Consider the following 26,368-nt stretch of genomic DNA (forward strand, 5'->3'; position numbering starts at 1 on the left):
TCAGCGGGGTGCGGGAATCTCCACGCCGAGCACCGCCTGCTCGTCGGGGCGGTGCACCAACTCCTCGGTGAGGAACGACTGCACGGCGTGACGCATCCCGACGTCCCGGCCGGCCCGCTCGGAGAGCAGCCACTTGTGCTCGATGATCTGGGCGAACAACTCCTGCGGCTCCAGCTTGCGGCGCAGGTGCGCGGGGACGGCCCGGACCACCGGCTCGAACACCTCGGTCAGCCAGCGGTGGGCGGCCTGCTGCTCGTCGGTCAGGTCGCTCTCGGCCCGGTACGCGTCGAGGTCGTTGAGCAGCTTACGGGCCTGGTTCTCCTCGGCGTCCAGACCGGTCAGCCGGAGCAGTCGCCGGTGGTGGTAGCCGGCGTCGACCACCTTCGGCCGGATCAGGTAACGCCCGTTGCCGATTGTCGACATGGCCACCTCGGCCACGTCGAAGCCCATCTCGTTGAGCCGGCGGATGCGGCCCTCGATGTCGTGTCGGGCGTCCCGTTCGACCTGCTGCTCGTAGGTGATCTCGTGCCACAGCCGCTCGTAGCGCTGCACGACCTCCTCGCAGACCACCTCCGGGTCGATCGAGTCGTGCAGCAGACCGGCGGCCTGCAGGTCGAGTGCCTCGCCGAAGATGTTGACCCGGGCGATCTCCAGGTCTTCACCACGTTGACCGTTGGAGAGACCGTTGCGCAGCGCCCCGGTCTCGGCGTCGACCAGGTAGGCGGCGAAGGCGCCCGCGTCGCGCCGGAACAGCGTGTTCGACAGCGAGCAGTCGCCCCAGAAGAAGCCGGTGAGGTGCATCCGGACCAGCAGCGCGGCGAGCGCGTCCAGCAGCCGGCCCATGGTCTCCGGTCGCAGCGTGTGCGAGAACAACGCCCGGTACGGCAGGGAGAACTGAAGGTGCCGGGTGATCAGCACCGGGTCGAGCGGTTCACCGGAGTCGGACTCCCGGTCGGCGACGATCGCCACCGCCTGCACCGACGGGAAGTCGATCCGCTCCAGGGCGCGCAGCAGGTCGTACTCCCGCTCGGCGACCCGCTCCCCGGTCTCCTTGACCGCGTAGACGTACCCGCCGAGGCGGACGAAGCGCACCACGTGCCGGGAGATGCCCTGCGGCAGGGCGACCAGGTGCTCGGCCGGCCACTGCTCCAGCGGTGTCGACCAGGGCAGGTCGAGCAACGCCGGGTCCACGAGGGCCGAAGTGATCCGCACGCAGTCAAGTCTGACGCTTTCCCCGCCGGAACGCCTCCCCGCGTGGCTGGGCACACAGTCACCGCGATCACCGCCCGAACCCGGCCGCCGCGCGCGGCCGGTAGCGTGATCGGGTGCGAGAAACCACGACGGTACGCGGACGCGTACGCCTGGCACCGGTCCGACCGGCCGGCTGGTGGTTCGACGCACTGCTGCTGGCCGCCCTCGTCGGGCTGACCGTGGCACTCGCCGCCGGCTGGTTCTTCGGCATCGACCGGTCGGTCGCCGACTGGGCCGACGCGCACCGGCCCACCGCCGCCCGGTGGGTCGCGATCATCCTCAACTACCTCGGTCAGGGCACCCCGCTGACCCTGATCGCCGCCGGCCTGTCGGTGCTGTTGGCGATCCGGCTGCGTTCGGTGCGCCCGCTGTTCGTCCCGGTCGCCGCCTTCGTGCTCACCCTGTTCACCATCGGCCCGCTGAAGGTGTGGACCGCCCGGCCGGCACCGAGCGCCAGCATCAAGGAACCGTTCCTGCCGCCCGAGCAGACCCTCCCGCTCTTCCAGGAGGACCTGCCGGTCCGCTTCGCTCAGTCGTACCCGTCCGGGCACGTGGCCAACGCCATCGTCTGGTACGGCGTCATCGCGCTGCTGCTCGCGCCCCTGCTGGCGACCCTCGGCCGGAGGCTGCCGCGCCGGGTGGTGCCGGCGATCCGGATCGTCCCGCCGGCCGTGGTGCTGTGCACCACCACCTACCTGGGCTGGCACTGGCTCAGCGACTCGGTGGCCGGGCTGCTGCTGGGGCTGCTGCTGGACCGGATCCTGCACCGGGTGCCCTGGGACGAACTGCCGCTGCCGGCCCGGTCACGAAACTGGGACCGGCCGTTCACCAAGCCTGTCTAGGCTGCCGCTGTGAATCAGCTGGCGCGCCGGTTGGGCGTACCCGATGCCGTGGTCATCGGTCTGGGGTCGATGCTGGGTGCGGGCATCTTCGTGGTCTTCGCCCCGGCCGCGGCGGCGGCCGGCGGCATCGGCCTGTTGACCGCGTTGGTACTGGCCGGCTTCATCGCCTACTGCAACGCGACCAGTTCGGCGCGACTCGCGGCCCGCTACCCCGAGTCCGGCGGCACCTACGTGTACGGCCGGGAACGGCTCGGCCCGTACGCCGGTTTCGTCGCCGGCTGGGGTTTCGTGGTCGGCAAGACGGCCAGCTGCGCGGCGATGGCGCTGACCATCGGGGCGTACCTCTGGCCCGGGCAGGCCCGGCTCGTCGCCGTCGCCGCCGTCGTCGCGGTGACCGCCGTGAACCTGCGCGGCATCGCCAAGACCGCCACCGCCACCCGCATCCTGGTGCTGGTCGTGCTGGCGGTGCTGGCCCTGGTCGCGGTGGCCGGCGCGACCGACGTCTCGATCGCCCGGATCGACGCGCCCGGCGGCTCCGCCCGGGGCGTCCTCACCGCCGCCGGCCTGCTCTTCTTCGCCTTCGCCGGGTACGCGCGCATCGCCACCCTCGGCGAGGAGGTACGCGAACCCGAACGCACCATCCCCCGCGCGGTGCCGCTTGCCCTCGGCCTGGTGCTGGTCATCTACCTGGCGCTGGCCGTGATCGCCCTCGGCGTGCTCGGCCCGGCGCGGCTCGCCGCCTCGGGCGCACCATTGGCCGACGTGGTGACCGCCGCCGGGCTGCCCGGCCTGGCCTGGGTGGTCCGCGCCGGAGCGACCGTCGCGGTGACCGGCGTGCTGCTCTCCCTGGTGGCCGGGGTCGGCCGCACCACCCTGGCGATGGCCCGCCGCCGTGACCTGCCCGCCGCCCTGGCCGCCGTGCACCCCGTACACCAGGTGCCGCACCGCGCCGAGTTGGCCGTGGCAGCCGTCGTGATCCTGGTGGTCATGCTGGCCGACGTACGGAACGCGATCGGCTTCTCCAGCGTCACCGTGCTCGTCTACTACGCGATCACCAACGCGGCGGCGTTGACCCTCGGCCGGGACCGGGACCGGACGCTGCCGGTGCAGGCCCTCGCCGGGACCGGGCTGGTCGGCTGCATCCTGCTCGCGGTCAACCTGCCGCTGGGCAGCGTGCTCGCCGGCTTCGGCGTCCTCGCCCTCGGCTCAGCCTGGTACGCCCTGCGCCCAGCCCGTCGCTGAACCAGAGCGTCGACGATGGTCACGCTCGATCCGGGATCGAGTGGTCTCGTTGTGAAACCAAAGCCACTCGATCCCAGATCGAGCGTGATCTTGCGGACAGACGCCGGACTCACGCTGACTCCTCGGTCTCTCGCGGCAGCGGCGGTGTCCCGACCGGGGGCGTGATCTCCTCCTCGGGCGGGGCAGCCTCGCGGAGCAGGGCGTTCAGGCCGGCGCGTCGGGCCACCACGGTCAGGCGGTCCCCGGCCACGATCACCAGGCGGTGGTCGGGTGACCAGTCGTAGCGCTGGCCGGGGCGGGCGTGCGCGAGCAGCCGTACGCTGCCGGTCCTGCCGACCGCGGCGAGGGGGCGGCCGTCGAGGGCCGAACCGGCCGCCACCGCGACCTCGGTGACCAGCAGGGCGTGCCGGCCGACCGGGATGGTGGCGATCACCGCCCGGTCGAGCAGGGCGGCGGCGAACGACGGGGCGGCCAGGTAGGAGACGCTGCGTGAGGTGCCGATGCCGAAGGCGCGCTGGACCCGCTCGGCGAAGTGGCCGTCGAACAGCCGCAGCACCACGCGAAGCTGGTCGTTGATGGTCCGGCCGTTGAGGGCGGCCCGCAGGTTGGCCCCGTCGTCGGTGGAGACCACCACCAGCGCCTGGCAGGTGGCCACCGAGGCGGCTCGCAGCGTCTCCTCCTCGGCGGCGTCCCCCACCACCAGCGGTACGCCGAGCCGGCGGGCCAGCCCGGCGCCGCGCGCGTCCCGGTTCTTGTCGATCGCCACCACCTCGACGCCGAAGTCGTTGAGCTGGGCCATCACCCGGGTGCCGATGTTGCCCAGGCCCACCACCACGACGTGCCCGGACCGCTCGGGCAGGATCCGCCCGGTGTGCAGGGCCAGCCGGGCGTTGACCACGCCGTCGACGACCACCGCCGTGATCAACGGAATCAGGGCCAGCCCGGCGAGGTTGAGGATCACCTGCACGACCTGCTCGGCGGCGCCTTTGGCGGTGTCCGGGTCCTGCCCGGTGAGGGTGGTGACCAGGGTCAGGTAGAACGCGTCGGCCAGGCTGACGTGCGCCGCGTTGGCGTACAACCCGCCGAGGAGCCCCACCACCGCGAGCAGCAGGATGACCGTGATGCCGATCTTGCGGGTGGCGAAGCTGCGGATCGCCCGGAGCACCATGGCCACCGGTCGGCGTCGTCGCCGCGCCCGGGCCAGCCGACGGGCGGCCAACTCGGTGCCGGCGGGCCGGCCCGCTGCCTCGGCGAGCACCACGTCGGCGGCCCGGTCGTCGGTCGGCAACACCAGGTCCTGCTGCGGATCACGGGTGTCGGCCACCCCGCAGACGACCTCGTTGGGGCGTACGTCCTCCCGGCGCGCCAGGTAGAGGGTGCGACCACCGTGCCGGAAATGGGTCGGCGCGACCTCGCCGAGCGCGGCGGCGACGAAGGCCGGGGCGGCGATCGAGGCGTCCGACAGCACCGCCGAGTCGGGGAATATCTGCCGTACCCCGTTGGCCAGGCCGGTGTTGAACATCCGCACCACCAGGCGCAACCCGGGCTCGACCTCCTGGGCGCAGAGCGCGGCGTGCATGTTGCCCACGTCGTCCTGGTGCAGCAGGGCCAGCCCGGCCGCACCGGCCAGGTTGGCCCGACGGAAGGTGTGCTCGTCGAGCCGGTCGGCCCGGATCACCTCGATGCCGGGCAGGTCCCGGCCGTCCGGTGCGGGGGAACGCTGCCGGTCCGGCACGATCAGCGTGATGCGCAGCCGCCCGGCCTGCGGCTCGCTGCCCCGCAACGCGCGCACCACCCAGTAGGCGAGGGGATCCTGACCGCAGATCACGTAGTGGGCCCGGGGCTCCCCGTTGACCCGCAACCGGCGGCTGGCCCGCAGGGCCCGATCGAGCAGCGGCTCCGCCATGTCCGGCATGGTAGTCAGCCGGTCGCAACCCGCGCAGCCCCGCAATGATCATGTCAGCGGCGGATCGGCATGAGCCGGGCCGTGGCGGGTAGGCCAGCGGAATGCAGACGTTCCTGCCGTATCCGGACTTCCTGGCCAGCGCCCGGGCCCTGGACCAGCGCCGGCTGGGCAAGCAACGGGTCGAGGCGATCCAGGTGCTGCGCGGGCTTACCCGGCCCGACTACGGCTGGCGCAACCACCCGGCGGTGAAGATGTGGGCCGGGTACGAGGAGGCCCTGACCCGCTACGGGCTGGACGTCTGCGAGGTCTGGTGTGCCGCCGGCCGGGCCGACACCTGCGCCGGCACACTGTCCGCCGACCTGGCCACCGCCTGCGGCATCGAGCAGGTCCGGTCCCAGCAGGAGCTGGCGGTGGCCGGGGAACTGCCACCCTGGCTGGGCCGCGCCGATCTGCACCTGAGCCACCGCTCGTCGCTGATCCGCAAGGATCCCGCCCACTACCGTCCGATCTTCGGCGACGACGTTCCGCCCGACCTCGAATACGTCTGGCCGCCCTCCGACCGCCCCCGCCGCTGCCTCTGAGGTGCAAGGAAGGGCACCCTGTTAACGCCTGGCGAGGTGAAAGGACCCCTTGTTAACACGCGACTGTTCCCGGCATCTCGGGCAGACTGAGGGGGTCAGGGGGTGGCGGGTGGCACTGTCGCAGGTGGTGGGTCGGCTCCTCGGCGTACGCCGGCACGAGGTGACGTCGGGCGGCAGTGGCCTGCCCCGCGTACCGCAACCGGTGAGCGCGCTTGTGGTCGGTGGCGGGATCGCCGGCATGTCCGCCGCGGTGGTGCTCGCCGAGCGGGGTGTCGAGGTGACCGTGCTGGAGGCCGCGCCGACCCTGGGCGGCCGGCTGGGCGCCTGGCCGCAGACGCTTGACGACGGCAGCCGGCAGGTCAACGAGCATGGCTTCCACGCGTTCTTCCGGCAGTACTACAACTGGCGCAACATCCTGCGCCGAATCGACCCGAAGCTGCGGTTTCTGCGGCCCGTACCGAGCTACCCGGTGCTCAGCGCCCAATGGCCGACCGAGGAGTTCGGCCGGCTGCCGCCCGCCCCACCGGCGAACCTGCTCACCCTGTTGGCCCGCAGCCCCAGCGTGCGGCTGCGGGACCTGCGCGGGATGGACCGGGACGCCGCCCTGCCGCTGCTGACCTACCACCCGACACGCACCTACGCCGAGTTCGACGAGCGCACCGCCGACGACCTGCTCACCTCGCTGCGGCTGCCGGACCGGGCCCGCGCGATGCTGTTCGAGGTCTTCTCGCACTCGTTCTTCAACCACGAGGCGCAGATGTCGGCCGCCGAGATGATCGCCCAGTTCCACTTCTACCTGCTCGGCAACCCGGAAGGGCTGGCCTTCGACTGCCCGGAGGACGACTACGCCACCACCATCTGGGCACCGCTGACCCGACACGTCGAGCGCCATGGCGGCCGGGTGCTGACCGGCGTCGTGGCGACCGGGCTGCACCAGGAGCAGGCCGGTTGGCGGGTGACGGCCACCGAGGGGGCGTACCGGGCCGGGCACGTCGTGCTCGCCCTCGACCCGCCCGCGCTCGCCGCGCTGGTCGCGGCCTCCCCCGGCCTGGCCGACGCCGCACCGCAACTGGTGGCGGCGATGCCCGCGTTCGGCAGGCCCGGTCCGCCGTACGCGGTGGCACGCTACTGGTGCGACGGGGACGTCGCCGCGCAGCGCGCGGTCTTCAGCGGGGTGACCCGGCAGTCCACCCTGGACTCGGTGACGTTGTACCACCGGTTGGAGCACGGCAGCCGACGTTGGGCCGAGCAGACCGGCGGTTGCGTGCTCGAACTGCACGCGTACGCCTGCGAACCGGACGTGCCCGCGACGGAGCTGGCGGCCCGGATGTGGGCCGAGCTGACCACGCTGTGGCCGGAGGTGAGCCGGCTGCGGGTGCGCGAGCTGCACGCCCGGGTGGAGGCGAAGGCACCCGCGTTCGCGCCGGGCGGTCATGCCCGCCGACCGGGCGTACGCACCGACGCCGACAGGCTCTACCTGGCCGGCGACGGCATCCACACCGACTTTCCCAGCGCCCTGATGGAACGGGCCTCGGCGACCGGCATCCTCGCGGCGAACCACATCCTGCGCTCGGCGGGTGCGGCCACCGAACCGCTCTGGTCGGTCCGCCCCCGTGGCCTGCTCGCCCGAGGCTGACCCACGAGACAGCCGACGCTTACCGCACCCCGGCAGGGCGCGCTGACCGCACCCCGGCTGGGCGCATCGAAATACGTTGCCGTGGCACTCGGGGCACACCTACCGTGATCGCGCAAGGTCAACCACCGTTCCGGGAGCAAGCCATGTCGAAGCAGCACTACTCGGCTGTGCCGTCGTGGCTGCTCGGCGACGGTTGTCTGACGGAACACCACCGAGGTGGCCGGCCCGGCTGACGCGCGTACCCGTACCCGTCGAGCCGCCCACCCGCCCTGGGACCGGGCGGCTCGTCGCTGTCCGGCCCGCTTCGCCCGTCACCGTCCTGGAGGGAGACACCGGTGTACGCCGTCCTCGTTGTCAACGCCGACCTCGGCCCGCTGCACCGGGTCACCGTCCAACACGCGATCCGGATGCTCTGCCGTCGGGTCGCCGAGATCCACGAGGCCGTACCGGACCAGGTCATCGGGGTCTTCCCGGTGCCCCGGGTGGTCCGGCTCGTCCGGTACGTGGTGACCCGCTGGCGCTTCACGTCCGGCCCGGCCTGGTCCCGCGCCGGAGTGCTGGCCCGCGACGGGCGGTGCTGCGCGTACTGCGACGGCCCGGCGAGCACCATCGACCACATCCTGCCCCGCTCGCGCGGTGGCCGGAACACCTGGAAGAACACGACAGCCGCCTGCTACGCCTGCAACCAGCGCAAGGGCGACCGTACGCCGGCCGAGGCGGGCATGCCGCTGCGGCGCGTACCGGTCGCGCCGAGCTGGGCGGCGCTGGCCGGGCGGTGACGGGCCGGGCCGGCGGGAACGGGGGGCGGCGTCGGATTCCCGGCGCGGCACCCGCCGGCCCCCGGTCCGGTCAGCCTGTGGGCGGAGGGCTCCAGGTGAACCGGGGCGGGCGGCGTTCGTGGAAGGCGGTGATGCCCTCGCGGGCCTCACCGCTGGCCCGCACCTGCCCGTACCACCAGTCCACCCGGGCGTCGTCGGCCCGCCCGTCGATGATCTCCTTCGCGGCTACGACGCTGAGCTGCGAGCGTTCCACGATCATGCCGGTGAGCTGGTCGATGCGGGCGGCGAGGCGGTCGCCGGGCAGCACCTCGTCGACCAGACCGATCCGCTGCGCCCGCTCGGCGTCGATCAGTTCGCTTGTGAACAGCAGGTGCTTGGCCGCCGCCGGGCCCACCAACCGGGCCAGCCGGCGGGTGGTGGGTGCCGGGTAGACCAGGCCGAGGCGGGCCGGGGGCACCCCGAATCTGGCGTCGTCGGCGGTGATGCGCAGGTCACAGGCGACCGCGAGCTGACAGCCACCACCGACGCAGGCACCCCGGACGGCCGCCACGGTGGGCTTGGCGAAGGCGGCCAGGCGTTCCTCGGCGGCAACGGCGATGCCGGCGTCGCCGGTGGACAACTGCTCGTCCAGGTCACCGAGGTCGGCACCGGCGCAGAAGGTGCCGTCCGCCCCGGTGAGCACCAGTGCGCGTACCGCCGGTTCCGCCTCCAGGTGATCCAGCAGTACGGGCAGTTGCCGCCACATGGCGAGGGTCATGGCGTTGCGCCTGCCCGGATTACGGATGACCACCGTGGCCACCTGACCCGACACCGCCACGGTCAGCTCTGCGTCCGCCACTGTCCACCGCCCCTCTGGCCGGGTCTCGGTCCTGCCAAAGGGCGCCTGCCCGGGTACGGCGACGATAGCGGTGCCGCCCGGCCGCCCCGCCGGGCAGGGAGCGTCGCGGCCGGGCCACCGAGGTGTCAGCTCGGTGGGCCGCGTACGTGGTACGGATGGAGCCCCCGGCCGGGATCGAACCGGCGACATCCCGCTTACAAGGCGGGTGCTCTGGCCAGCTGAGCTACAGGGGCAGTGTCCGAGGCCAGCATAGCGACCGGCGTCCGCTTTTCCCGCCCGGCAGGGGTCCCCAGCACGGGAAACGTCAACATCCCGACCTGCGAACGTCGATTCGTGTCCGACCGTGCCCGACTGACCGGTATGCGTATGCCGTCCGTCCCATCCACTGTTCCGCATCTTGGCAGCGTGGCAAAAGCCGTTTACCGTGCAGTGACACGGCCGACATGGGCTCGTCCCTTGACAGCCGTGGCGCCGGTGCGCCCAAGCACCGGTCGCTCCTTCACTCGGATCGTCCGGCACGTTCCTGCCGGTGAAAGGATGCACCCCCTCATGGCTACGGTCACCTACGCGAAGGCGTCCCGGATCTACCCGGGCACCGAACGCCCCGCGGTCAACCAGCTCGACCTTCAGATCGGCGACGGGGAGTTCCTCGTCCTGGTCGGCCCCTCCGGCTGCGGTAAGTCCACCAGCCTGCGAATGCTGGCCGGCCTGGAGGACGTCGACGACGGCGCGATCTACATCGACGACCGGGACGTCACCCACCTGCCGCCGAAGGCCCGCGACATCGCGATGGTCTTCCAGAACTACGCGCTCTACCCGCACATGACGGTGTACGAGAACATGGCGTTCGCCCTCAAGCTGCGCAAGACCTCGAAGTCGGAAATCGACCGGCGGGTCAAGGAGGCGGCGGCGCTGCTCCAGCTGGAGGAGTACCTCAACCGCAAGCCCAAGGCGCTCTCCGGTGGTCAGCGTCAGCGGGTCGCGATGGGCCGGGCCATCGTCCGGGAGCCCCAGGTCTTCCTCATGGACGAGCCGCTGTCGAACCTCGACGCCAAGCTGCGGGTGCAGACCCGTACCCAGATCGCGTCGCTGCAGGCCAAGCTCGGCATCACCACCGTCTACGTGACCCACGACCAGGTCGAGGCCATGACCATGGGTCACCGGGTGGCGGTCATGCTCGACGGTGTGCTCCAGCAGGTCGACACGCCGCGTGCGCTCTACGACACCCCGGCCAACGTCTTCGTCGCCGGCTTCATCGGTTCGCCGGCCATGAACATCAAGACGGTCCCGCTTACCGAGCAGGGTGCCGCCTTCGCCGAGATGTTCATCCCGCTGACCCGCGAGCAGGTCGAGGCGGCCAACGCCGAGGGCGGTGCCGGCAAGGTCACCGTCGGTTTCCGGCCGGAGGACTGCGACATCGTCAGCCCGACCGAGGGCGGCATGCCGGTCGTGGTCGAGCTGGTCGAGGACCTCGGCTCGGACGCCAACGTCTACGGTCACGCCGCGCTGGACGGTGCCTCCGAGCGGTTCGTGGTGCGTACCGACCGGCGGACCATGCCGAACATGGGCGAGACGATCTTCGTCAAGCCGCGCGCCGGCCAGAACCACGCCTTCCACGCCACCACGGGCAAGCGCATCTGAGACAGCAACTGACAAAGGGGCGGCCCGCCGGGCCGCCCCTTTCGTCGTTCGTCTCCCTGCGGCAGCCTGGCGTCAGCCCTCGACGGCCCGGCGACGCGCCACCTCGGCGAGGGTGACCGCAGCGGCCACGCTCGCGTTCAGCGACTCCACCTCGGAGACCATCGGGATGCTGACGGTCAGGTCACAGGTCTGCCCGACCAGCCGGGACAGCCCGCGTCCCTCCGAGCCGACCACCACGACCAGCGGACCGACCGCGGCCTCCAGGTCGTACAGGTCGGTTTCGCCGTCGGCGTCCAGGCCGACCACCATGAAGCCGGCGTCCCGGCACGCCTTCAACGACCGGGTCAGGTTGGTGACCTGGGCCACCGGCACCCGCGCGGCCGCACCGGCGCTGGTCCGCCAGGCGGTCGCGGTGATCCCGGCCGCCCGCCGCTCCGGTACGAAGACACCCTGCGCGCCGAACGCGGCGGCCGACCGGATCACCGCGCCGAGGTTGCGCGGGTCGGTGACCCCGTCCAACGCCACCAGCAGCGGCGCCGACTGCTCCAACGCGGCGGCGACCAGATCCTCGAACGGCTCGTACGCGAACGGCGGCACCTGAAGGCCGACGCCCTGGTGCAGCACGCCCCCGGTCATCCGGTCCAGCTCGGCACGGCTGATCTCAAGGATGGCGATGCCCCGGTCGGCGGCGGTACGGATGATCTCGTTGACCCGGTCATCCATGTCGATGCCCTGGGCGGTGTAGAGCGCCGTCGCCGGCACCTGGGCGCGCAACGCCTCCAGCACCGGGTTACGCCCGACCAGCAGCTCCGGCGCGTCCTTGGCCGGGTTCGACTTACGCCCGGGCGCGACCCGGGGACCACCACGCCCGGCGGGCTGCTTGCCGCGAGCGGGCTTCGGGGTGGGCGTACCCCGGCCGCCGCCCCGACCCCAGGTGGTGTCCTTGGTGCCCGGCTTGCCGATCTTGGGAGCGCGCCCCTCCTCGGCCGCCGCCCGGCGTTCCTTCTCCTGCTTCCAGGCGGTGCGCTGGGGCACCTTCTCCGTGCCGGAGTACCCCTTGTGCCACGGCCGCTCGTCGGCGGGCAGGGTACGGCCCCGACCGGCGAGGGAATCCTTGTTCTTGCCGCCGGAGCCCTTGGGTGCGCTCGCCTTCGACGCCACCCGCCGGCCACGGCGCTGCGAATTGCCGGCCATCAGTCATGCTCTCCAATTGTCCAACGCGGGCCCTGTGGGGTGTCCTCGACCACCACTCCGGCCCGCTTGAGCTGGTCCCGCAGCGCGTCGGCGGCGGCCCAGTCCTTGCGGACACGGGCCTGCGCACGCTGTTCCAGAGCGAGGGCGACCAGGGAGTCGACCACACCACGGAGGTCACTCGCCCGGGCACCGCCGGTCCAGGCCGGGTCGAGGGGGTCGACGCCGAGGATATCCAGCATCGCGCGGACACTGGCGAGCGCCGTGCGTACGGTCACATCGTCACCGCCGGCCAACGCGTTGTTGCCGTCCCGCAGTACGTCGTGCAGCACCGCCAACGCGGCGGAGGTGTTCAGGTCGTCGTCCATCGCTGCGGCGAACGCGGCCGGCACCTCGCCGAGTTGCCCGACACCCACCCGCTCGACGGAGCGCTGCACGAAGCCCTCGATCCGCCGGTACGCCACGGCCGCCTCGCGCAGCGCCTCCTCGGAGTAGTCGATCCGGGAGCGGTAGTGCGCGGCGACGTAGTAGTAACGCAGTTCGACCGGGCGTACCCCGAGCCCGGCGACGTACGCCAGGTCGAGGGCGTTGCCCAGGGACTTGCCCATCTTGGTGCCGCCGATGCCGAGCAGACCGTGATGCACCCAGTAGCGGGCGAAAGGCAGGTCGGCGGCCTGGGACTGGGCCAGTTCGTTCTCATGGTGCGGAAAAATCAGGTCGAGCCCACCGCCGTGGATGTCGAACTCCGCACCCAGGTACCGCCAGCACATCGCCGAGCACTCGATGTGCCAACCGGGCCGGCCCAACCCCCACGGCGACGGCCAGTAGGCGTCCGCCGGCTCGCCCGGCTTGACACCCTTCCAGAGCGCGAAGTCACGCGGGTCGCGCTTACCGCGCTCGGGGGCGTCGGCGGCGGACTGCATCTCGTCCGGCGACTGGTTGGACAGCGCGCCGTACGCCGGCCACGAACGCACGTCGAAGTACACGTCGCCGGAGTCGTCGGTGGCCGGATAGGCGTGCCCCCGCTCGATCAACTGCGCGATCAGCTGGTGCATCTCCGGAATGTGCCCGGTGGCCCGCGGCTCATAGGTCGGCGGCAACACGTTCAACGCCCGGTACGCCTCGGCGAGCTTCAACTCGTTGGCGTACGCGATCGACCAGAACGGCCGCTCCTGCTCCTGCGCCTTGATCAGGATCTTGTCGTCGATGTCGGTGACGTTCCGGATGAAGGTGACCTCGAAACCGGCGGCCAGCAGCCAACGACGCAGCACGTCATAGTTCACACCGGAACGAAGATGGCCGATGTGCGGCGGCGCCTGAAGGGTGAGCCCACACAGGTAGACCCCCACCTTGCCGGCTTCCCGCGGGACGAAGTCCCGCACCGATCGGGTGGCGGTGTCGTACAGGCGAAGCGTCACCGTACAAGGGTAGCCGTCCGTCGTTTTCCCGGTCCGCCGGAGCCGGGTCGTACGCTGCTGATCGTGACTTCCCCCGCGGCCCCCGGCACCGACCCGCCCACCCCTGCCACGCCCCATCGCGGCACGGCAGGCGGCAGCAAGCCGACCGCAGACGTACCGAGCGGCGAACCCGCCGGCCCCGCCATCGGCGGCCCCGCTACCAGCGCGGGTGCCTCCGGCGGTGCAGGTGTTACCGGCACGGGTGCTTCCGGCGGTCCGGGCGCCACCGGCGGTGCGGGCGCTACCCGCGGTCCGGGCGCCACCGGCGGCACGGGTGGGGGCGGGGTGGTTGTGCCGGGTGGGGAGACTTCGCAGACGCTGGACCGGGGGCTGCGGCTGCTGCACCTCGTCGCCGACGCGCCCGGCGGGCTCACCGTCACCGAGGCGGCGAACCGGCTGGGCATCGGCCGGGCGGCGGTCTACCGCCTGGTCACACCATTGGCCGGGCACGGCATGCTTCGCCGGGACACTGACGGTCGGCTGCGCCTGGGCGCCGGGGTGCTGCACCTGGCCCGGCGCGCGCAACCACTGCTCGCCGAGGGCGCGCTGCCGGCCCTACGACGCCTCGCCGAGCAGGCCGGCGCGACCGCACACCTGACCGTGGTCGAGGGCGGCGAGGGGGTCGCGCTGGCCGTGGTCGAGCCAAGCTGGACCTCGTTCCACGTGGCGTACCGCACCGGAGCCCGGCACCCGCTGGAACGAGGCGCGGCCGGGCAGGCCATCCTCGCCGGGCGGTCCGGCGTCGCCGGCCCGGTGAGCACCGTCGGCGAGTTGCAACCCGGTGCGTACGGGGTGGCAGCCCCGGTCCTCGGTGTGCCCGGCCTGGAGGCGAGCGTCGGCGTGGTCGCGCTCGCCCCACTCGACGCCGACGCAGTCGGCGCCCAGGTCCTCGCCGCCGCCACCGCGATCGCCGCCGCCCTCCGCTGACACCACCTCGCCCTCCGCCGACACCGGCCCTCGCTCCCACCCCGCCGGCCTGGTCCAACGGCCCGGCTGGCCGGTCCCGGGCCTCTGGCCGGCACCGTCACGGCGGAACGGGGGTATCCGGGAGCGCCGGAAACCGCAATTCCGGCGTAACGGCGGAAGCCTCCCCACCTCAGCGAGCCCGTGGCGTGCCGGACGTCCATGACAGGGTGGCGCGGGCCCATACCACGGCCGGGCTGTGGCGTGGGTGTTGTCCACAGGGGTGGTCGATCATGAGAGCGACCGTTGTCCACAGGGGTGCCGCAGGGCTGACGGTAGGCCGCACGGTGGAGGCATGCCTCCTTCCCCGTACCGGCCGGCCGCCCTCGCGTGGCAGGTGTTCCGCGGTTCCGAGGCGATCCGCGACCGCCTGATCACCCGGCACCAGCTACGCGGTGCGTCCTGGGTCCGCCTGATGCACGACGTGTACGCCGACGCCCGCCTCGACCGCGATCACGAGTTGCTCTGCCGAGCGGCCTCGCTGCGATTACCACCCGGCGTGCTGATGGCCGGACCCTCAGCGGCCTACCTGCACGGCATCGAGCACGCCGCGACCTTCACCGACGAGGTTCACGTGCTGGCACCGATGCAGTTCCGGCTCGGCTCCCAGCGCGGCATCCGGGTGCACACCCTCGGTCCACGCCAGCCGCCGCAACCCACGCCCGCGCCCACGCCCGCGTCCGCCGAGCACGCCTGCCGGCCTGTCGCCGTCGCGGGACCGGTGGGCTCGCAGCCCTTGCTCCGGTCGGATGTCATCTGCGCGGCCTGGGAATGCGCGGTGTGGCTGGAGCCGGTACAGGCGGTCGGCATCATCGACGCCATGCTCCGGCAGAAGTTGGTCGACCACACCCGGCTGGACGCCATGGCCAGGGCGAACGCGGGCCGGCCCGGGGGCCGACGGGCCGAGTGGGTGTTCGGCCTGGCCGATGCGGGTGCGCAGTCGCCGCCCGAGTCGCAGCTACGGGTCCGGCTGATCCTGGCGGGGCTGCCCCGACCGGTCACCCAACATCCGGTGCGGCTGGCCAGCGGGCGGATCCTGCACCCTGACCTGTGCTGGCCCGAATACCGGGTGGCCGTCGAGTACGACGGGCTCTGGCACAGCGATCCCGACCAGCTCCACCTCGACCGGCAGCGGCTCAACCAGTTGGTGGCGGCCGGCTGGCGGGTGCTGCACGTGACCAGCCGACGCCTGCACCACGACTTCCCGGGACTCGTACGGGAGATCCGTACCGCCCTCGCCGCCGCCGGCTGGCACCGCTGACCACCCGCCGCAAGCCGGGGCCGGTGGCCCATCCCGCCGCCTCGCCCGGCAGCCCCGGGGGTGATCCACTCCGTTACGGCGAAGTGGCGGTCACCCAGCACTCGGGTAACCGCCACTTCGGCGAAAACGCGGACGGGGCCGCGCAGACAGGTCGCACGAACCCGCGCGGCGGACGCGCGGGCCCGCGAGGCTAGCGGCGCAGCGGGGTGGTCACTGCGGCGTAGGCGTCGATGATGCCGTGGCCGTAGAAGCCGTTGAAGTCGCGCGAGCCGGCGCAGTACGCGTCGAACTCGGCCGGCCGACCCTCGTTGGTGTAGGTCTGCAACCTCGGCTCGGGGCAGGCGCGCTCGGCGGCCGTGCCGAGCAGGTGCCGTTCGACCACGTCGGGCGCGAGGCCGAAGCCACCCCGGCCCTGCGGCTTGCCGTACCGGCTCACGATGAGCGCGGCGACGCCCGAGGCGTGCGGAGCGGCCATCGAGGTGCCCTGGAGGTACGTGTAGTAGGCGCACTGCCGGTTGGCCTTGCACTCCTTGAACACGAAGGTCTCCGCACCCGGCACGATGTTGCCGTCCTCGTCGACCGAGCCCTCCTCCTGGAGGACCTTCAAGGGGTACGTGGACAGGATCATGTTGGCGTCGGTGCGGAACGTGTCGGTGCCGAAGCCGTCCCGGAACCAACCGCCCGGCGCGGCGATGGCGGTCTGCTCGGTGCCGTAGTTGGAGTAGTCCGCCTTCTTACCCGACGGCCCGACCGACGAGACGCTGATGACGTGCGGCCCCTCGGTGGGCAGGTCCCAGCAGCTGTTGTTGTCGATCTCGCGGGGGTACGGCGCGACGTCCCCGTAGTTCGGGCTGGAGACGTCCGTACGCGGGTCGCCCAGGTCTTCGTGGTTGTTGCCGAGCGCACCGACCAGGGTGACGCCCCGGTCGTGGGCGAAGGTCAGCGCCCGCTTCATGGCCCGGATGGTGGCCCGCTGCGCGGCCTGCGCCTCCGGCGAGTCAGCCGGGTTCGCCGTGCAGTTGTAGAGCCACGGGTCCACGTAGAAGGACATGTTGACCACGTCAAGGCCCGACTTGCCGGCGTGCAGCAGCGCGTTGACCACCGGGTTGAGGAAGAAGTAACCGGAGTCCTGGCCGCCCTTGAGATTGACCAGGGAGACCTTCGGGGCCACGCCGGAGAGGCCGAAGCCGTTGGCGGCAGCGCCGATGGTGCCGGCGACGTGCGTACCGTGTCCGCCGTCGTCGGTGCCAGCCGGGTCGAGGCAGCTCGGCACCTCGCACGGCCCGTCGATCTCGGGGATGTCGGGCGCGAAGTTGCGGGACAGCGCCCAGTTGAAGTTCGGCGCGATGTCCGGGTGGCTGGCGTCGACGCCGGTGTCCAGGACGCCGACGGTGACCCGGCGGTCACCCGGCTCGATCTTGCGCGCCTTGTCGGCCCGGATCATCTCCAGGCCCCAGAGCTTGTCGTCCAGCGGGTCCAGCTTCTTGCCCCGCTGCTTGCCGGCCCCCTTGGCCGCGGCGACCGCCAGCAGGTGTTCCTGCTCGACCCGGTCCAGCTTGGGCTTACGGCCGATGGCCTTCTCCTCGGCGGCGCCGATCAGGGCGGCGGCGGCGGTCGCCTTCGTCGCGAAGTCGGCCCGGTCGCTGGTCACCTGGTACACACCGACCTCGTCGGTACGGGACACCACGGTCCCGCCGGCCGACCGGATCGCGGCGATGGCGGCGTCGGCGGAGACCCCGTCCTCCGCCACCACGGTGAAGGTCCGGGCAACGCCGGACGGTTCGGCACCAGCGGGCACGCCCAGGCCGGTCACCGTGAGTGCCAGTGCCGCCGCGGTCGCGACGACACCGACGGTGAAGCGCTTGCTCACCACATCGAATCCTCTCGTTGAGGGACGTGGCGTCATCAGACATCAACGCATGACGTTTCGCCAGACCGATATCCGCTAGGAAGTAAAAAGTCCGCTTCGCCGGAAAGGCCGACCAGGACAGCGGGCAGCTCGGCGAGGGAGCAAACTGCCGCATCCGGCAGCACATCAGGGGGAAGCGACTCGCCCCGGCGGTTCAGCCACACCGCCCGCAACCCGGCCCGCTGGGCGGCGACCACGTCCAAGGCAAGGTTGTCGCCGACGTACACCACCTGCGAAGGTGTCGCCACTCCGGCCGCCTCACACACCCCGGCGTAGAACTCCGGTGCGGGCTTCTTCGGCAGGCCGTTCTCGTGTGCGTACACCTCGAAGGCGAACTCACCGGCGAGCCCGCAGCGTTCGGCGCGGCTGTTGCCGTTGGTGGCAAAGCCGAGCATCCACCGTTGCCGCAGGGTGGCCAGTGCGGGCAGCACGTCCGGGAAGGGTCGGGTGAGCGCGAACCGGCGGGCGAAAAAGACCTTGGCCAACTCGTCCAGGTGGTCGCCAAGGCCCGCCCGAGCCAGCGAACGGTGCAGTGCCGCCCGACGGATCTCCATCACCGGCGCCGAGGCCATGTCGCCGAAGACGGCACCCCAGTCCGATTCGAGGTCGGCGAGCGACACCTCGGCCGCCGCCGGGGTCAGCCGCCGCATCTCGTCGAGTACGGCCGCCAACCCACCGGTGACGGCCGGGCGCAGATCGAGCAGAGTCTCGTCGGCGTCGAACACCACCGCGCTCAGCATGCCGACCAGGGTGTCACGTGAGGGCCGGCTCCGCTGCCTTCGGCTGCTCGGGTAGGGCGGGTGCGCGTAGTTCGTCGATGCGGACCAGCGCCACTCCGGCGACGATCAACGCCCCGCCGAACAGTTGCACCACAGTGGGCAGTTCGCCAAGCACCAGCCAGGCGATCAGCACCGCGAACATCACCTCGGTCAGCCCCACGAAGGAGGCCATCCGGGCACCCAGCACACGGGTCGCGGCGATCCCGGCCAGGTAGGCGACCACCGCCGCGACAAGCACCAGGCCGGCGATCGGCACTACCCAGCTCATTTCCTGCCCGCCGAACTGCACCGTGCCGAAGCTGGCCCGCAGCGGCAGCGCGCCGACCAGGCCGAGCGCCAGCAGCACCGCGGCACCGACCGCCATGCCGCCACTGGCCATGACCACCGACGGCAGCGCGGAGTCGACCCGCCCGGCGAGTACGAAGTAGCCGGCGAGCCCGACCGCCGCGCCCAGCCCCCAGAGCACCCCGATCGGGTCGAGTCGGCCCGCACCGGTCAGGTCGAGCACGAAGACCAGGCCGGCCAGGGCCGCCACCGAACCGGCCACGGTCAGCCGACGCGGACGCTGCCCCTGCACCAGCCAGGTCCACCCGACGACGAGGATGATGCCGAGGTACTCCAGCAGCAGTGCGACGCCGACCGGCAGGTAGCGCACCGCGTTGAAGAAGCAGACCTGGGCGACCGACACCCCCAGCACCCCGAAGACACCGATCGAGGCGAGGTTGCGGCGCAGCACCGGCCACCGGCCCCGCATGACGAGCAACGCGGGTGTCGCCAGCACCAGAGCGGCGAGGCCGACGCGGGCGATGACCACCGATTCGGCCGACCAGCCGGCGTTGATCAGGGATCGGGCGAAGGTACCCGAGGTGGCGAAGGTGACCGCGGAGAGCAGGGCCAGCGCGAGGCCGGCACCGGCGACGGGTGATTGACGCATGGCTCTCCTTGGCACGGCGCCTTGACATAGGCAAACTATGGTTACGCCGATGACGCTAGAGTCAGGCCAGGACAGGAGTCAAGTTGCCCTTCGCTCATGACACCGAGAGCTCCCTGATCGCCACCGCCGCGTTGGTCAACACCGCCGGCCAGGGCGACGAAGGGCTGCCCGACGTGGCTGCTCTGAACGACTTCTTCACCGTCCACTCCTACTCCGGACGCCACGAACACACCGAAGCGGAACTGCGGGCCGTACGCGCCCTGCGCCCCCGGCTGCGCCGCATCTGGCACGCCGACGTCGACGAGATCGTCTCGATCGTCAACGGACTGCTCCGCGAACACCGTGCCCTGCCCCAGCTCATCACCCACGACGACGAGCCGTACCACCTGCACGCCGTGCCTCGGGATGCCCCGCTGGCCACCAGGATGGCGGTCGAGGCGGCGATGGCGATCGCCGACGTGGTGCGCGGCGGCGAACTGCGCAGGCTACGCACCTGCGAGTACCCCGACTGCGACAACGTGCTTGTCGACCTGTCGAAGAACCGCTCCCGCCGATTCTGCGAAGCCGGCTGCGGCAACCGCGCAGCAGTCAACGCCTACCGCGCCCGCAAGGCCGCCGCCCGCAGCTGAGCCCTCGCCTCTGGGTGCGTTCGTTGTCCGCCAGAGCAACAGGAATCGCACCCAGAGGCCCCGCATTGGGCGATCAATGGGCGCGTCCGGCCATCAGCCAGCGGGTCACCGCGACCCGGAGCAGCACGTACCGTCCGTCCGGGCCGTCCACTGTGACGTCCCACCCGTCGTACCGGTGCCGCAGGCCGTCGACGACGGCGGCCGGGAACGGCTGGCGCACGATGCTCGCCACGCCCTCGGCGACGACCGGCGCATCCCCGTCCGGCAACGCCAGCGACACCCGGGGATCGGCGGCGATGTTGCGGACCTTCCGGTTGCGCTCGGCGGTGCCGATCCACCACTCACCATCGAGATACAGGAACCAGACCGGCGTCAGGTGCGGCGACCCGTCCGGCCGCAATGTGCAGAGCCAGACCACGCGCTCCCGATCCAGCCGCTCCACCGCCTCCGCGCCGGGCGCGGTGATCACCTCAGCGCGGCGGTGCGGCGACAAAAACCCGCCAGGCGTACGCCTCAAAGGTCAGCACCGCCCCCGCAGCGTCCTTGCTGTCCCGCACCCCCACCACCCCAGGCACATTCGTAGCCACCTCGACACACTGGTCGCTGGAGCCGCTGCGGCTGCTTTTGCGCCACCGCGCACCGCTCAACTCCATGACTCGGCAATCTCCTTCAGCAATTCGATCGACTCCTGTGCTGGTAGGGCCGCGCCAAGGGTAGCCTCCCAAACCCGTTGCAGCATCGACAGATCCGACGGCCGATCAAGTTCACGGCCACCGATCTGGCCACCCAGGTAGGCCACGACCGTCCGGTCTTTCAGGGTGGCGAGCATGAACGGTCCGTTGAGCCCCGGATACTCATCGGCGGACTGCGGCACCACAAGCAGCCGAAGCGACGGATGATCATTGGCCAGCCGGACCAGGTGTTGCATCTGCTCCAACATGATTTTGCGGCCACCGACTCGCCGCCGCAGAGCAGCCTCGTCTATCACCACCACCATGCGGGGCGGGTCCTCCTGGCAGACAACACCCTGGCTCGCCAGGCGGTCAGCAAGGCGTTCCTCGCGCTCCGCACGGGCCAACGAGTCGTCGGCCTCGAAGACCGCGCGAGCATAGGGCTCGGTCTGAAGTAGACCGGGCACGTGCAGCGGTTCAAACCACCGCAATTCGTCGGCACCTTCGAGGATGGCACGCCATCCTCGAAGCCAGACCTGGGCTTTGTCGAGGGCTACCAGGTGGGTGAGCATACGGCCGTAGAGGCCGCCGGTGTCCAGGGCCTTGTCGAACTGTTCCAGGTACTTCGGGGTGGGCGGCTGTTGACCCAACTCCACCGCGCTGACCATCGACGGCGAGTAGTTCACGGCCTTGGCCAGATCCTCCTGACTCCAGCCTTGCCGCACCCGCGCCCGACGCAGCTCCGCGACCAGGAAGGCCGCCGCTGTCAGCTGTCCACTCGCCATTTCCAGCCGCCCTCCAGGAACCGGTCGATCGACTACAGCGCACCGCCACCGGCAACCCGGCCCGGCCACAGTGGGCCTCGGACAGCACGGCCAAACCCTTCCGACCGTAACGGTGTGCTCAGCAGACTGTGCGCAGCGACGCTCGCCGCTCATTCCCCCGAGAGGCGGCGTCGAGGTGGGACCGCCCCGCTCCCCCGGCCGGGCGGTCCCATCGCCGGGGGCCGTGACGAGTCAGCTCTACCGGAAGGCTGCGCCATGCCCCCATCCGCCGAGGGACCGGTGACGCGCCCCCACCTGCCCTTGCGCCCACTGTGGCTGTGTCGGGCCTGCGCGGCACCCTGGCCCTGCGCGACGGCACGACTGACGCTGATCGCCGAGTACGCCCACGACCGGATCGCCCTCAGCGTCTACCTCTGCGCCGTACTGCACGAGGCGGCAGCCGACCTCTACCGCCTGGACCCGGACGAGGGTCCTACCCCGGCCGCCCTCTTCGCTCGGTTCCTGGCCTGGGTACCCCGCCCCGGGGCGCGCCCGTGACGTCGGTCAGGGGTGGGTCATCCGGAGCAGGTCCAGGGCCTCGTCCAACTGGACCTCGGTGAGCTTGCCGGAGTCGACATGGCCACGGGAGATCACCACCTCCCTGATGGAGGTCTGCTTGGCCAACGCCTCCTTGGCGATCGAGGCGGCCTCGTCGTACCCCAGGTAGCGGTTGAGGGGGGTGACGATCGACGGCGAGCCTTCGGCGTACGACAGGCAGACCTCGGCGTCCGCGACCAGGCCGACCACGCAGCGGTCGGCGAGCAGGCGGCTCGACGCGGCCAGCAGCCGGATGGATTCGAGCAGGTTGCGGCCCATCACCGGGAGCATCACGTTGAGTTCGAAGTCGCCCTGCGAGCCGGCGAAGGCCACCGTCGCGTCGTTGCCGATCACCTGCGCGCAGACCTGCCGGACCGCCTCGCAGACCACCGGGTTGACCTTGCCGGGCATGATCGACGAGCCGGGTTGGAGGTCGGGGATGCGCAGCTCACGTAGGCCGGCGCGGGGGCCCGAGCCCATCCACCGGATGTCGTTGGCGATCTTGTAAAGACCAACCGCGACGGTACGCAGCTGACCCGACGCCTCCACCAGCGCGTCCCGTGCGCCCTGCGCCTCGAAGTGGTTACGTGCCTCGGTCAACGGCAGCCCGGTGGAGTCGCGCAGCTTCTCGATCACCCGGGCGGCGAAGCCCAGGGGGGTGTTGATGCCGGTACCCACCGCGGTGCCGCCCAACGGCAGTTCGGCCAGCCGGGGCAGCACCCCGTCCAGCCGCTCGATGCCGTAGCGGACCTGGGCGGCGTACCCGCCGAACTCCTGCCCCAGAGTCACCGGCGTGGCGTCCATCAGGTGGGTACGTCCCGCCTTGACCACTGTCTCGAACTCCGTGGCCTTGGCTTCCAGCGCGCCGGCCAGGTGGTCCAGCGCCGGCAGCAGGTCACGGGCGACGGCCTCGGTGGCGGCCAGGTGGATCGAGGACGGGAAGACGTCGTTGCTGGACTGGGAGGCGTTGACGTCGTCGTTGGGGTGCACGTCGCGGCCCAGCTCCCGGCTGGCCAGCGTGGCGATCACCTCGTTGGTGTTCATGTTCGACGAGGTGCCGGAGCCGGTCTGGAACACGTCGATCGGGAACTGGTCGTCGTACCCGCCGTCGGCCACGTGCGCGGCGGCTGCGGCGATCGACGCAGCCACGTTCGCATCGATCACGCCCAGATCGCCGTTGACCTCGGCCGCCGCTCCCTTGATCTGGGCCAGTGCCCGGATCTGGGCGGGCTCGATCCCCCGACCCGAGATCGGGAAGTTCTGCACCGCCCGCTGGGTCTGGGCCCGCCACAACGCATCGGCGGGCACCTCCACCTCGCCCATCGAGTCGCGTTCGATCCGGTAACCCGTCGCCTCTGGAGTCGTCACGCCTACCATCCTGCCGGGACCAAGAGCTAATCGCAGGGCGGCTCGGCAGAAAACGGGCGCTGGGCGAGGAAGTTGGGCACCCGGCTCCGCTGCCGCATCCAATTGGCAAATCCGGGGACGATCCACCCCACCACCTCAAGCACGGTGTCGTGGTCAGCCGCCAGGTGCCGCCGGTAGATCGGTTCGTGGTGGGCGATCCGGTTCCGGAGCAGTCGAAGAGTGTTCAAGCGGGGGTGCAGCCTCGCTCTGGTTCCGCTGTATCCAGGGAAGGCTTGGCGGAGACCCGGCCGCCAGAGCGACATCTCGTAGTTGCAGTCGCCACCGGCGCTCAGCAGTGCGACCCAGAAGCCAAACGGCAAGGCTGCCACCACATGGCCCGGGCTGCCGCTGGCGCCTCTGCGCCCCATCTCGGCACATGCCTTGGCGATCATGTCGTTGGCAGGAGGGGTGAAGTCGAACCGCGGCGCCAACCACCAGTCCTCCCGCCCGCCCAGCACCCTGAGTTGTTCATGGAGCGCGTTACGCAGCACCACTTCGAAGTGCCCCAGCACCTCGAAGAACGCAGCGGACACAGCCGTGTTCCACTCGTAGAGTTGGATTCCTTCGGCGAGCCCGCCTCCGGCCGCCTTGACGTACGGCTCAAGCCGACCTGCCGAGAGAGCCCTCTCCAGCGCCACGATGTCGGCCATCACAGTCGCCCTTCTTGTCGTTCTGGGGTAAAGTTCATGCGTACGCCCCGGATGTTGCCTCTGCTTGCAAGCAACCCGGGGCATTGCCTTGTCAGAAACAGCAGGACGGCCGCTCAGACCGACCGGTGCCGGAGGCTCTGCAACGGGGCGCCGGTCGCGGCGACGAAGAAAAAGCTCCAGCCGTTGCGGTGCGGGCTTACGGCCGGGTTGTAGTGCTGGACGATTTCCCGCGCAGCCTGGCTGGGAGTCCGGAAGGAACGGCCGGCCAGCGGACCCGATGTGATCTCGATTCGTCCTGGCCCGGGCACGAACATCCCATAGGTGCGGTGGCCTGCATAGTCCGCGTAGACCCGCACCGAAGCCGGCTCATCACCATCTGGCGTAGCCGGCTCCGGCGCTGCAGCCGCTTGGGCTTGCTCCACAAGGCGAGCCACCAACTGCCCCTTCGTCATGCCGGTGATGCCCGCCGCGAAGGTCAGGTACCTATCAGTCGCGTCGTCAACTTCGATCTGCGGCATGTGCACACCCCCCTGCTCACACAGGAGAGTACGCCATCAGAATCTTCAGCGCAACAGCCGTCCCCTCAAAATCAAGGGGAACTCAGGATCCTCAGTTCTCTTAGCGGCGGCCGATCGTAAGCACCGGCTTGGTGACCTCGGCGAAGAAGTCGTTGCCCTTGTCGTCGACGACGATGAAGGCCGGGAAGTCCTCCACCTCGATCTTCCAGACCGCCTCCATGCCCAGCTCCGCGTACTCCAGGACCTCGACGTGCTTGATGCAGTCCTGGGCGAGCCGGGCGGCCGGGCCGCCGATCGAACCGAGGTAGAAGCCGCCGTGCTGCTCGCAGGAGCGGGTCACCTGAGCGGAGCGGTTGCCCTTGGCCAGCATCACCATCGAGCCGCCGGCAGCCTGGAACTTCTCCACGTACGCGTCCATCCGGCCGGCGGTGGTCGGGCCGAACGAGCCGGAGGCGTAGCCCTCCGGGGTCTTCGCCGGGCCGGCGTAGTAGACGGCGTGGTCGCGCAGGTACTGCGGCATCGGCTCGCCCGCGTCCAACCGCTCGGCGATCTTGGCGTGGGCGATGTCCCGGGCGACCACCAGCGGGCCGGTCAGGGACAGTCGGGTCTTGACCGGGTACTTCGACAGCTCGGCGCGGATCTCGTCCATCGGCCGGTTCAGGTCGACGCGTACCACCTCGGTGGTGTCCAGCTGCGCGTCGGTGACCTCGGGCAGGTAGCGGGCCGGGTCGGTTTCGAGTCGCTCCAGCCACACACCCGACGGGGTGATCTTGGCAACCGCCTGGCGGTCGGCCGAGCAGGAGACCGCGATGGCCACCGGGCAGGACGCGCCGTGTCGGGGCAGCCGGACCACCCGTACGTCGTGGCAGAAGTACCGCCCACCGAACTGCGCGCCGATGCCGAAGTTGCGGGTCAACTCCAGCACCTCCGCCTCCAGCTCCAGGTCCCGGAAGCCGTGCGCGGTCATCGAGCCGGAGGTCGGCAGCGCGTCGAGGTACTTGGCGGAGGCGTACTTGGCGGTCTTCAGGGCGTACTCGGCACTGGTGCCGCCGATCACCACGGCCAGGTGGTACGGCGGGCAGGCCGAGGTGCCGATCAGCCGCAGCTTCTCCTCCAGGAACTGCATCATCCGCGTCGGGTTCAGCAGCGCCTTGGTCTCCTGGTAGAGGTACGACTTGTTGGCCGAGCCGCCCCCCTTGGCCATGAAGAGGAACTTGTACGCGTCCGGGTGCCCGTCCGGGTCCTCGGCGTACAGCTCCACCTGGGCGGGCAGGTTGCTGCCGGTGTTGCGCTCCTCCCACATGGTCAGCGGGGCGAGCTGGGAGTAGCGCAGGTTCAGCCTGGTGTACGCCTGCCAGACGCCGCGGGAGATCGCCTCGGCGTCGCTGCCGTCGGTGAGCACGTGCCGCCCACGCTTGCCCATCACGATCGCGGTGCCGGTGTCCTGGCACATCGGCAGCACTCCGCCGGCGGCGATGTTGGCGTTGCGCAGCAGGTCCAGCGCGACGAACCGGTCGTTAGGCGAGGCCGCCGGGTCGTCGATGATCGACCGCAGCTGGGCCAGGTGCGCCGGCCGCAGGAAGTGAGCGATGTCATGCATCGCCTCGGCGGTCAACGCGGTCAACGCGGCCGGGTCGACGGTGAGGAACCGGCGCCCACCCGGACCGTTCACCACGTCGACGCCCTCGTCGGTGACCAGGCGGTACTCCGTCTGGTCCGGCCCGGTCGGCAACAGCGGGGCGTACGAGAATTCCGTGCTCATGCCGCCACTCCACTGCGCTCCGTGCCGCCGTGGGGCACCACCGCACTACACCCGTGATTCGCTCGCTGACGCTCGCTCATGACGGCAAAGCCTAGGGCAGAAGGTTCGATCACTCCTACCCACCGGGTGGGGTGGTGCCGCTCACCCTCGTCCGACCCGG

General features: G+C 71.1%; 25 protein-coding genes and 1 tRNA gene. 10 read left to right on the plus strand and 16 right to left on the minus strand.

The features are described 5' to 3' along the window. Entirely contained in the window at positions 1 to 1,266 is a 1,266-nt protein-coding gene (locus VAB18032_RS27440; protein WP_081476211.1) for a DUF4032 domain-containing protein, read from the minus strand. A gap of 59 nt (positions 1,267 to 1,325) precedes the next feature. Between VAB18032_RS27440 and VAB18032_RS27445 the strand changes: the two genes are divergently transcribed. Both VAB18032_RS27445 and VAB18032_RS27450 read left to right on the plus strand, forming a co-directional pair. Beyond that, positions 1,326 to 2,093, plus strand: a complete 768-nt coding sequence (locus tag VAB18032_RS27445) for a phosphatase PAP2 family protein (protein ID WP_013736199.1) — start codon at positions 1,326 to 1,328, stop codon at positions 2,091 to 2,093. Between the two features lie 9 nt (positions 2,094 to 2,102). Next, entirely contained in the window at positions 2,103 to 3,335 is a 1,233-nt protein-coding gene (locus tag VAB18032_RS27450) for an APC family permease (RefSeq protein ID WP_013736200.1), read from the plus strand. A gap of 109 nt (positions 3,336 to 3,444) precedes the next feature. Here the strand turns inward: VAB18032_RS27450 and VAB18032_RS27455 are convergent, their stop codons facing one another. Beyond that, a complete protein-coding gene (locus VAB18032_RS27455) occupies positions 3,445 to 5,241 on the minus strand; it encodes a potassium channel family protein (protein ID WP_043725897.1) in 1,797 nt (598 codons plus the stop codon). 101 nt (positions 5,242 to 5,342) lie between these two features. Between VAB18032_RS27455 and VAB18032_RS27460 the strand changes: the two genes are divergently transcribed. The 3 genes from VAB18032_RS27460 to VAB18032_RS27470 all read left to right on the plus strand — a co-directional run bounded on the left by VAB18032_RS27460 (position 5,343) and on the right by VAB18032_RS27470 (position 8,237). Continuing rightward, positions 5,343 to 5,822 carry an MSMEG_6728 family protein gene (locus tag VAB18032_RS27460; protein ID WP_013736202.1) on the plus strand — a complete coding sequence of 160 codons (480 nt, stop codon included), beginning with the start codon at positions 5,343 to 5,345 and terminating at the stop codon, positions 5,820 to 5,822. Between the two features lie 109 nt (positions 5,823 to 5,931). Further along, entirely contained in the window at positions 5,932 to 7,458 is a 1,527-nt protein-coding gene (locus VAB18032_RS27465; RefSeq protein WP_013736203.1) for an FAD-dependent oxidoreductase, read from the plus strand. A 335-nt stretch (positions 7,459 to 7,793) separates the two neighbouring features. Continuing rightward, complete coding sequence (locus VAB18032_RS27470) at positions 7,794 to 8,237, plus strand: HNH endonuclease (RefSeq protein ID WP_013736204.1); 444 nt, start codon at positions 7,794 to 7,796, stop codon at positions 8,235 to 8,237. A 70-nt stretch (positions 8,238 to 8,307) separates the two neighbouring features. On the opposite strand, the gene VAB18032_RS27475 is transcribed toward VAB18032_RS27470, so the two are convergent. Beyond that, positions 8,308 to 9,075 (minus strand): enoyl-CoA hydratase/isomerase family protein, encoded by a 768-nt coding sequence (locus tag VAB18032_RS27475; RefSeq protein WP_013736205.1) that lies wholly within the window; start codon positions 9,073 to 9,075, stop codon positions 8,308 to 8,310. Positions 9,076 to 9,231: 156 nt separating this feature from the next. Further along, positions 9,232 to 9,308 (minus strand) — tRNA-Thr (locus VAB18032_RS27480). Positions 9,309 to 9,624: 316 nt separating this feature from the next. Here VAB18032_RS27480 and VAB18032_RS27485 point away from each other — a divergent pair. Then, the gene (locus tag VAB18032_RS27485; RefSeq protein WP_013736206.1) at positions 9,625 to 10,716 is read left to right on the plus strand and encodes an ABC transporter ATP-binding protein; all 1,092 of its coding nucleotides are present in this window, start codon (positions 9,625 to 9,627) and stop codon (positions 10,714 to 10,716) included. 72 nt (positions 10,717 to 10,788) lie between these two features. Here the strand turns inward: VAB18032_RS27485 and rlmB are convergent, their stop codons facing one another. Then, positions 10,789 to 11,910, minus strand: coding sequence for a 23S rRNA (guanosine(2251)-2'-O)-methyltransferase RlmB (gene rlmB, locus VAB18032_RS27490; RefSeq protein WP_013736207.1), 1,122 nt, complete (start codon positions 11,908 to 11,910; stop codon positions 10,789 to 10,791). Further along, complete coding sequence (cysS, locus tag VAB18032_RS27495) at positions 11,910 to 13,325, minus strand: cysteine--tRNA ligase (protein ID WP_013736208.1); 1,416 nt, start codon at positions 13,323 to 13,325, stop codon at positions 11,910 to 11,912. The genes rlmB and cysS overlap by 1 nt, the downstream gene beginning before the upstream one ends. Before the next feature lie 330 nt (positions 13,326 to 13,655). On the opposite strand from cysS, the gene VAB18032_RS27500 reads away from it, so the two are divergent. Then, on the plus strand, positions 13,656 to 14,291 hold the full coding sequence (locus VAB18032_RS27500; RefSeq protein ID WP_013736209.1) for an IclR family transcriptional regulator: 636 nt from the start codon (positions 13,656 to 13,658) through the stop codon (positions 14,289 to 14,291). Between the two features lie 331 nt (positions 14,292 to 14,622). Beyond that, positions 14,623 to 15,588, plus strand: a complete 966-nt coding sequence (locus VAB18032_RS27505) for a PDDEXK family nuclease (protein WP_013736210.1) — start codon at positions 14,623 to 14,625, stop codon at positions 15,586 to 15,588. Positions 15,589 to 15,778: 190 nt separating this feature from the next. Here VAB18032_RS27505 and VAB18032_RS27510 read toward each other — a convergent pair whose 3' ends face one another. From VAB18032_RS27510 to VAB18032_RS27520, 3 genes are read right to left on the minus strand one after another with little or no spacing between them, the layout of a single operon-like run. After that, entirely contained in the window at positions 15,779 to 17,458 is a 1,680-nt protein-coding gene (locus VAB18032_RS27510) for a S8 family serine peptidase (protein ID WP_050814802.1), read from the minus strand. A gap of 35 nt (positions 17,459 to 17,493) precedes the next feature. Then, positions 17,494 to 18,237 (minus strand): HAD family hydrolase, encoded by a 744-nt coding sequence (locus tag VAB18032_RS27515; RefSeq protein WP_013736212.1) that lies wholly within the window; start codon positions 18,235 to 18,237, stop codon positions 17,494 to 17,496. Between the two features lie 13 nt (positions 18,238 to 18,250). Then, complete coding sequence (locus VAB18032_RS27520; protein WP_013736213.1) at positions 18,251 to 19,210, minus strand: EamA family transporter; 960 nt, start codon at positions 19,208 to 19,210, stop codon at positions 18,251 to 18,253. Between the two features lie 83 nt (positions 19,211 to 19,293). On the opposite strand from VAB18032_RS27520, the gene VAB18032_RS27525 reads away from it, so the two are divergent. Further along, entirely contained in the window at positions 19,294 to 19,839 is a 546-nt protein-coding gene (locus VAB18032_RS27525) for a CGNR zinc finger domain-containing protein (protein WP_013736214.1), read from the plus strand. Positions 19,840 to 19,912: 73 nt separating this feature from the next. Here VAB18032_RS27525 and VAB18032_RS27530 read toward each other — a convergent pair whose 3' ends face one another. The 3 genes from VAB18032_RS27530 to VAB18032_RS27540 are packed head-to-tail and all read right to left on the minus strand — an operon-like array spanning position 19,913 to position 21,295. Continuing rightward, positions 19,913 to 20,308, minus strand: coding sequence for a pyridoxamine 5'-phosphate oxidase family protein (locus tag VAB18032_RS27530; RefSeq protein ID WP_043722116.1), 396 nt, complete (start codon positions 20,306 to 20,308; stop codon positions 19,913 to 19,915). A gap of 1 nt (position 20,309) precedes the next feature. Further along, positions 20,310 to 20,492: a DUF397 domain-containing protein gene (locus VAB18032_RS27535; RefSeq protein ID WP_013736216.1), complete on the minus strand. Its 183-nt coding sequence runs from the start codon at positions 20,490 to 20,492 to the stop codon at positions 20,310 to 20,312. Next, a complete protein-coding gene (locus VAB18032_RS27540) occupies positions 20,483 to 21,295 on the minus strand; it encodes a helix-turn-helix domain-containing protein (RefSeq protein WP_013736217.1) in 813 nt (270 codons plus the stop codon). Before VAB18032_RS27540 ends, VAB18032_RS27535 begins: the two co-directional genes overlap by 10 nt. 255 nt (positions 21,296 to 21,550) lie before the next feature. On the opposite strand from VAB18032_RS27540, the gene VAB18032_RS27545 reads away from it, so the two are divergent. Continuing rightward, entirely contained in the window at positions 21,551 to 21,832 is a 282-nt protein-coding gene (locus VAB18032_RS27545) for a hypothetical protein (protein ID WP_043722118.1), read from the plus strand. A gap of 6 nt (positions 21,833 to 21,838) precedes the next feature. Here the strand turns inward: VAB18032_RS27545 and VAB18032_RS27550 are convergent, their stop codons facing one another. From VAB18032_RS27550 to VAB18032_RS27565, 4 genes are all read right to left on the minus strand, one after another. Continuing rightward, positions 21,839 to 23,248 carry a class II fumarate hydratase gene (locus VAB18032_RS27550; RefSeq protein ID WP_193386278.1) on the minus strand — a complete coding sequence of 470 codons (1,410 nt, stop codon included), beginning with the start codon at positions 23,246 to 23,248 and terminating at the stop codon, positions 21,839 to 21,841. 17 nt (positions 23,249 to 23,265) lie between these two features. Continuing rightward, positions 23,266 to 23,928, minus strand: a complete 663-nt coding sequence (locus tag VAB18032_RS27555) for an Abi family protein (RefSeq protein ID WP_013736220.1) — start codon at positions 23,926 to 23,928, stop codon at positions 23,266 to 23,268. Between the two features lie 113 nt (positions 23,929 to 24,041). Further along, entirely contained in the window at positions 24,042 to 24,446 is a 405-nt protein-coding gene (locus VAB18032_RS27560; protein WP_043725901.1) for a hypothetical protein, read from the minus strand. Between the two features lie 100 nt (positions 24,447 to 24,546). Further along, the gene (locus tag VAB18032_RS27565) at positions 24,547 to 26,208 is read right to left on the minus strand and encodes a fumarate hydratase (RefSeq protein WP_013736222.1); all 1,662 of its coding nucleotides are present in this window, start codon (positions 26,206 to 26,208) and stop codon (positions 24,547 to 24,549) included. Positions 26,209 to 26,368 lie beyond the last annotated feature (160 nt).

Source organism: Micromonospora maris AB-18-032 (assembly GCF_000204155.1).
GTDB classification, from domain to species: Bacteria; Actinomycetota; Actinomycetes; order Mycobacteriales; family Micromonosporaceae; genus Micromonospora; species Micromonospora gifhornensis.

Coding starts and splice junctions, on each gene's coding strand:
- VAB18032_RS27545 (WP_043722118.1), top strand. CDS start 21,551: ATGCCCCCATCCGCCGAGGGACCGGTGACGCGCCCCCACCTGCCCTTG.
- VAB18032_RS27565 (WP_013736222.1), bottom strand. CDS start 26,208: ATGAGCACGGAATTCTCGTACGCCCCGCTGTTGCCGACCGGGCCGGAC.
- VAB18032_RS27505 (WP_013736210.1), top strand. CDS start 14,623: ATGCCTCCTTCCCCGTACCGGCCGGCCGCCCTCGCGTGGCAGGTGTTC.
- VAB18032_RS27520 (WP_013736213.1), bottom strand. CDS start 19,210: ATGCGTCAATCACCCGTCGCCGGTGCCGGCCTCGCGCTGGCCCTGCTC.
- VAB18032_RS27460 (WP_013736202.1), top strand. CDS start 5,343: ATGCAGACGTTCCTGCCGTATCCGGACTTCCTGGCCAGCGCCCGGGCC.
- VAB18032_RS27455 (WP_043725897.1), bottom strand. CDS start 5,241: ATGGCGGAGCCGCTGCTCGATCGGGCCCTGCGGGCCAGCCGCCGGTTG.
- VAB18032_RS27535 (WP_013736216.1), bottom strand. CDS start 20,492: ATGGAGTTGAGCGGTGCGCGGTGGCGCAAAAGCAGCCGCAGCGGCTCC.
- VAB18032_RS27515 (WP_013736212.1), bottom strand. CDS start 18,237: ATGCTGAGCGCGGTGGTGTTCGACGCCGACGAGACTCTGCTCGATCTG.
- rlmB (WP_013736207.1), bottom strand. CDS start 11,910: ATGGCCGGCAATTCGCAGCGCCGTGGCCGGCGGGTGGCGTCGAAGGCG.
- VAB18032_RS27555 (WP_013736220.1), bottom strand. CDS start 23,928: ATGGCCGACATCGTGGCGCTGGAGAGGGCTCTCTCGGCAGGTCGGCTT.
- VAB18032_RS27485 (WP_013736206.1), top strand. CDS start 9,625: ATGGCTACGGTCACCTACGCGAAGGCGTCCCGGATCTACCCGGGCACC.
- VAB18032_RS27560 (WP_043725901.1), bottom strand. CDS start 24,446: ATGCCGCAGATCGAAGTTGACGACGCGACTGATAGGTACCTGACCTTC.
- VAB18032_RS27540 (WP_013736217.1), bottom strand. CDS start 21,295: ATGGCGAGTGGACAGCTGACAGCGGCGGCCTTCCTGGTCGCGGAGCTG.
- VAB18032_RS27550 (WP_193386278.1), bottom strand. CDS start 23,248: ATGGTAGGCGTGACGACTCCAGAGGCGACGGGTTACCGGATCGAACGC.